At 37.4% G+C, this 5,920-nt stretch carries 7 protein-coding genes and 1 other RNA gene; 7 read left to right on the top strand and 1 reads right to left on the bottom strand.

Annotated features, from left to right (window positions below):
• Positions 1-125 precede the first annotated feature (125 nt).
• Entirely contained in the window at positions 126-1,415 is a 1,290-nt protein-coding gene (locus BFA01S_RS20620) for a glycoside hydrolase family 18 protein (protein WP_066235374.1), read from the bottom strand.
• 99 nt (positions 1,416-1,514) lie between these two features.
• On the opposite strand from BFA01S_RS20620, the gene tadA reads away from it, so the two are divergent.
• The 7 genes from tadA to BFA01S_RS20585 all read left to right on the top strand — a co-directional run bounded on the left by tadA (position 1,515) and on the right by BFA01S_RS20585 (position 5,754).
• A complete protein-coding gene (tadA, locus tag BFA01S_RS20615) occupies positions 1,515-1,982 on the top strand; it encodes a tRNA adenosine(34) deaminase TadA (RefSeq protein ID WP_066235372.1) in 468 nt (155 codons plus the stop codon).
• A gap of 103 nt (positions 1,983-2,085) precedes the next feature.
• An RNA gene (ffs, locus tag BFA01S_RS20610) (signal recognition particle sRNA large type) lies at positions 2,086-2,351 on the top strand.
• Between the two features lie 121 nt (positions 2,352-2,472).
• Complete coding sequence (dnaX, locus tag BFA01S_RS20605) at positions 2,473-4,170, top strand: DNA polymerase III subunit gamma/tau (RefSeq protein WP_066235370.1); 1,698 nt, start codon at positions 2,473-2,475, stop codon at positions 4,168-4,170.
• A gap of 20 nt (positions 4,171-4,190) precedes the next feature.
• The gene (locus tag BFA01S_RS20600) at positions 4,191-4,514 is read left to right on the top strand and encodes a YbaB/EbfC family nucleoid-associated protein (protein ID WP_066235377.1); all 324 of its coding nucleotides are present in this window, start codon (positions 4,191-4,193) and stop codon (positions 4,512-4,514) included.
• A 13-nt stretch (positions 4,515-4,527) separates the two neighbouring features.
• Positions 4,528-5,124 carry a recombination mediator RecR gene (recR, locus tag BFA01S_RS20595; protein WP_066235368.1) on the top strand — a complete coding sequence of 199 codons (597 nt, stop codon included), beginning with the start codon at positions 4,528-4,530 and terminating at the stop codon, positions 5,122-5,124.
• A gap of 46 nt (positions 5,125-5,170) precedes the next feature.
• Positions 5,171-5,389: a YaaL family protein gene (locus tag BFA01S_RS20590; RefSeq protein WP_066235366.1), complete on the top strand. Its 219-nt coding sequence runs from the start codon at positions 5,171-5,173 to the stop codon at positions 5,387-5,389.
• A 98-nt stretch (positions 5,390-5,487) separates the two neighbouring features.
• Positions 5,488-5,754 carry a pro-sigmaK processing inhibitor BofA family protein gene (locus BFA01S_RS20585; RefSeq protein WP_066235363.1) on the top strand — a complete coding sequence of 89 codons (267 nt, stop codon included), beginning with the start codon at positions 5,488-5,490 and terminating at the stop codon, positions 5,752-5,754.
• Positions 5,755-5,920 lie beyond the last annotated feature (166 nt).

Below are 5,920 nucleotides of genomic sequence, written 5' to 3'. Positions count from 1 at the left end.
CTTCCTCCGCCATAAATTGAATTTTATATCCCTTTTTTAGCGCATAAAAAATGGAGATTGTATAAACTGTTACTTAATAGTAACGGTTTTTTTGTGTTTTAAAAAAGAAAAAGAGATAATTTTACTTATCTCTTTTTCTCTACTTCAAAATTATCCGTTATGAGCAGCCAGTTTTGCGGGAATGATAATCCAAGTTTCCAATAGCTTACTCCTCTTAAATCAAGTTCTTTTACTAAATTGAATTTTGCCTGGATTGACCTAGCATCTTCAAACCATACTTCATGCTGCTTCCCATTTTCGTCTGTATAGTTAAAATGAGGTGCTTGGGCAGTTATATCGTATTGAATTGGCACGTTGTATCTGCTCGCTAGTCGGATTCCTTGTTGCGGGCTGATCGCTTTTGCAAATTGTCCTCCCTGGACGAAAGGCAAAGTCCAATCATAGCCATATAAATTTTGTCCCATCATGATTTTTCTGCTAGGCATTTCAGTTTTTGCATATTCAAGTACTTTACGTACAGGACCTATCGGTGAAACTGCCATTGGCGGTCCTCCGCTGTATCCCCACTCATATGTCATAATAACGACGAAATCAACGATCTCACCATGAGCTTTATAATCATGAGCTTCATACCATTTCCCTTTTTGGCCAGCACTTGTCTTTGGAGCTAATGCTGTTGAAAGTAGCCATCCTTCCCGGCTAAACCGGCTTTTCGCTTTTCTTAAAAAATTATTATAGGCATTTTTATCTTCCGGTCTTAAATACTCCATATCAAAGTGGATATCACGGAATCCATATTTCTTTGCTGTCTCAACAATATTTGTTAAAAGCTTATTCTGTACTTCTTCGTTATTTAAAATAATACGTCCAATTTCATCGCTAAATTGATCATTTTCAATATTCGTAATAGCCATCATTAATGTTACATTATTTTGAGCTGCGATCTCTCGAAAATTATTGAGCAAAGGTTCTTTAAGTGTGCCATCCCGTCGAATTTGGAAACTGAATGGTCCTAAATATGTTAGATATGGCGCTGCTTCCCTTGCTGATCTCTCAAGATTTGGAGCCACTGTGTTCCCTCGAGGTTCAACGTAGGCATTAAACTCTGCACTGCGCCGTTTTCCGGCGGGAATATATAATCTGAAACCAACTTGTAAAGCTGTATTTAAGGGTATTCGATTAATTCTTGCCAATTCAGCAGCAGGAAATCCAAATTTTCTTCCGATACTTGATAAACTGTCACCTGGTTGAACCCAGTAAAATTGCCCTCTAATCGGAATAACGATTGCTTGACCAACTGCTAAATCATTTGGATTAGGTATTTCATTTGTACGAACAATTTCTTGATATGTGGTACTATAAGTTTGCGCAATTTGATTTAAATTTTGTCCTTGTTGAACAATATGTATTTGCATAGCAAGTCCTCCTCCAATTATCTTCAATCCATCTTATGAGGAGGAACGATGAAGCATGTTAGTTATTTTTAACAAACTTTTATTTAAGGTGATTATTATATGGAGAAAGATCAATATTACATGGAAATGGCAATAGCAGAAGCGAAAAAAGCACTTGAATTTGGGGAAGTGCCGATAGGGGCGGTTATCGTACTGGACGATAATGTTATTGCAGTCGCACATAATTTACGTGAGAGTGAACAACGCTCCATAGCACATGCAGAAATTTTAGCAATTGATGCTGCTTGTGAGAAAATAGGAAGCTGGCGTTTAGAAGATGCAACTCTTTATGTCACACTTGAACCTTGTCCAATGTGTGCGGGAGCTATCGTCCTATCGAGAGTAAAAAGAGTTGTGTACGGAGCAAAAGATCCGAAAGGTGGCTGTGCAGGGACATTGATGAATCTTTTACAAGAACCAAGGTTTAATCACTATGTGGAAATGACAGAAGGCGTTCTTGAACAAACTTGCAGTGAACTGTTAAGTGATTTTTTCCGCCAGCTTAGGGAGAATAAGAAGAAAAAGTAACTTGAAAAAATTTACAGGTGCAAACCATTGCAATTTTTTCGGAAAGCATATATACTTATTTTACGTCATAGTAATTGACGTCCTAAAATAGGTATCAACTTTGCCGTGCTAAGCGGGGAGGTAGCGGTGCCCTGTACTCGCAATCCGCTCTAGCGAGGCCGAATCCCTTTCCCGAGGTTAGTGTACTGTAGGGTCTGCCTCAAGTAAGTGGTGTTGACGCTTGGGTCCTGCGCAATGGGAATCCATGAACCATGTCAGGTCCGGAAGGAAGCAGCATTAAGTGGAAGCTCTCATGTGCCGCAGGGTTGCCTGAGCCGAGCTAACTGCTTGAGTAACGCCTATGGTTACTAATCGAAGGAAGGTGCACGGCAGTTTCCTTACATATTAACTCACTCATAATCCGATGAGTGAGTTTTTGTTTTTTTAATCATCTTTGTCATAGTGTAAAAGAATGAGTTATAATAAAAGGAGAAGGAAAGGGGGCATTGTTGTGAGTTATCAAGCTTTATATCGTGTGTGGCGTCCACAGCAATTTCATGACGTTGTTGGGCAGGAGCATATAACTAGAACATTGCAAAATGCCCTTTTACATAATAAATTTTCGCATGCTTATCTTTTCTCCGGTCCTAGAGGAACCGGTAAAACGAGTGCAGCAAAAATATTCGCAAAAACCGTCAACTGTGAAAATGCCCCTGTTAGTGAACCCTGTAATGAATGTGCTGCATGCCGGGGAATAACAGATGGGTCTATTTCTGATGTGATTGAAATTGATGCTGCTTCTAATAATGGTGTAGATGAAATTCGGGATATACGTGATAAAGTGAAATTTGCTCCATCGGTGGTCAGATATAAAGTGTATATCGTGGATGAAGTGCATATGCTTTCTATTGGTGCATTTAATGCATTATTAAAAACACTTGAAGAGCCGCCAAAACATGTTATTTTCATTTTAGCAACTACTGAGCCGCATAAAATACCATTAACTATTATTTCCCGTTGCCAGCGTTTTGATTTTAGAAGGATTACTGCACAATCAATTGTCGGCAGAATGGAAGAAATTATTAGTGAACAACAAGTAGAGGTAGAGAGTGCAGCAATGAGTATTATTGCAAGGGCAGCAGATGGCGGTATGCGTGATGCTCTCAGCTTACTTGATCAGGCTATTTCTTTTAGTGATGAGAAAGTAACATTGGAAGATGCATTATTAATAACGGGCTCTGTATCCCAAGGTATTATAAGTGATCTCGCTAAATCCATCCATGAAAAGGATGTCACAAAAGCATTGGGGGCATTGGATCTATTAATGCAGGAAGGGAAAGATCCAACGAGATTTATTGAAGACTTTATATACTATTATCGAGATATGCTCTTGTATAAAACAGCACCAGATCTGGAAGAAGTCCTTGAAAGAGTAACTGTAGATGAAGAATTTAAAACGTTAGCGAATATTTTGTCTACTAATGAAATATACGAGACAATTGATGTGTTAAATAATAGTCAGCAGGAAATGAAATGGACGAATCATCCAAGAATTTTCCTTGAAGTAGCTATTGTCAAGCTAGCTCAAGAGCAAATATCTGCTCCTTCTGAGACAGGTAATCAAGATATTACTTTATTGACAGAAAAGATTAATTATCTGGAATCAGAGCTTGCAAGATTAAAGCAATCAGGAATAGCTGTGCAGCAGCAGCCACAAACGACAGGTGAATCACGACAAAAGAGTGTGAGAAGCGGCGGATACAGATTGCCGGAAGGAAGAATAAGAGAAATCCTTAAAAATGCTACGCGTCAAGATTTACATACTGTAAAAAGTCGTTGGGGCGAGATGCTTGAGACATTGAAAAGGCAAAATAAAGTATCCCATGCTGCATTGTTAACAGATAGTGAACCGGTAGCAGCTTCTGAAAATGCTTTTATATTAAAATTTAAATATGAAATACACTGTAAGATGGTCGCTGAGAATAATAATAATGTTTTGACTAATTTGCAGATGATTTTACAAGAAATAATCGGTAAAAGTCTGGAAATCGTTGGCGTTCCTGAACAAGAATGGGGTAAAATAAGAGAAGAATTCCTACAAAACCAAAAGCAGGACAATGATGGAGAAGAGGAAATCTCAGAAGATCCACTAATTGCTGAAGCTAAAAAGTTAGTAGGACTAGAGTTAATTGAAATTAATGAAGAGTAAATTAGGAGGAATATAATATGATGCGTGGCGGAATGGGCAATATGCAAAAAATGATGAAACAAATGCAGAAAATGCAGAAGGATATGCAGAAGGCACAGGAAGAATTAGCTGTGAAAGAAGTGGAAGGTACTGCTGGCGGCGGTATGGTAACTGTTAAAGTAAATGGACAAAAAGAAGTTATTGATGTGAATATTAAAGAAGAAGTAGTTGATCCGGAAGATATTGAAATGCTTCAAGATCTTGTTTTAGCGGCAACAAATGATGCGTTAAAGAAGATGGATGATTTAACAAATGAAACAATGGGACAATTTACAAAAGGAATGAATCTGCCAGGAATGTTCTAGGAGGAATTTCGAAATGCATTATCCTGAACCAATATCAAAGCTGATTGACAGCTTTACGAAATTGCCAGGAATCGGTCCTAAAACGGCCGTTCGTCTGGCTTTTTTTGTATTAAATATGAAAGAAGACACTGTATTAGATTTTGCAAAAGCATTAGTTAATGCAAAGAGGAATTTAACATATTGCTCTGTATGTGGACATATTACAGATCAGGACCCTTGCTATATTTGTGAGGATGAGCGCCGTGATAAAACACTTGTCTGTGTTGTTCAAGACCCTAAAGATGTTATTGCGATGGAGAAAATGAAAGAATTCAATGGTTTGTATCATGTACTGCATGGGGCAATTTCCCCTATGGATGGAATTGGACCAGAAGATATAAAAGTTCCTGAGCTATTAAAGCGTCTTCAGGATGATGTCATTGAGGAAGTAATTCTTGCGACAAACCCGAACATTGAAGGGGAAGCTACAGCTATGTATATATCCAGATTGTTAAAACCAAGCGGTATTAAATTAACAAGGATTGCACATGGTTTACCTGTAGGGGGCGACTTAGAATATGCAGATGAAGTAACCTTATCAAAAGCACTCGAAGGAAGACGCGAATTATAAGGTTCTGACTAGGATATGGCATAAATCTACACAAAGGGGTTTTTGCATGCTTTTTCGCAGAAAGGGCTGGTTAAGAAATCAATATGATCAGTCATTAGTTGAAAAATTAGTTGTAATGAAGGATGAATGGAGCCGGCAAAAACAACTTATCGAAAGAAGTGTTGAGCCCTCACCTGAAGTACTTTTTGAATTAAAGCTTGTCGAAGCTAAATACTTATTTCTATTAAGGGAAGCTAAGAACCGAAGTATTAGAATCAGAAGATAATCAGGCAATCTATTTTATGCGGATAGAGTATTCTGGCTTGTTCTATTTTATAACTCTCTTCATATCTTTTAATTATAAAGAAGAAGGTGAGTGATTAAATGGATCCGATTTTAGTTTTCTCCGTTCTGGGCGGTTTAGTTTTAGTATTATTGTTAGTTGGCGCACCTATGAAGCCGATAAGATGGATTGGACAAGTTTTTATAAGAATAATTGTAGGTGCGCTTTTATTATTTTTAGTAAATGTTTTTGGAGCAAGCTTTGATTTGCACATTCCAATAAATTTTATAACTTCTTCTATATCAGGTATTCTTGGCTTACCTGGCTTGGCGGCTCTGGTTATTATTAAAATGATGATAGTTAGTTAAAAACAAATGGTCATCCATTTGTTTTTATTTTATTATTGACTAGAGAATAATAAAGTGATATATTAATAAGCGTCGCTGATGAATACTATTAAAGAAATATAAAAAAGTTATTGACATTCAGTGATTATATATGATAAATTAAAGAGGTCGCTTTGAAGCGATACAG

It is taken from the genome of Metabacillus fastidiosus NBRC 101226, from assembly GCF_001591625.1.
Taxonomy (GTDB): domain Bacteria; phylum Bacillota; class Bacilli; order Bacillales; family Bacillaceae; genus Metabacillus; species Metabacillus fastidiosus.
This window is presented reverse-complemented; position numbering and strand designations above follow the sequence as displayed.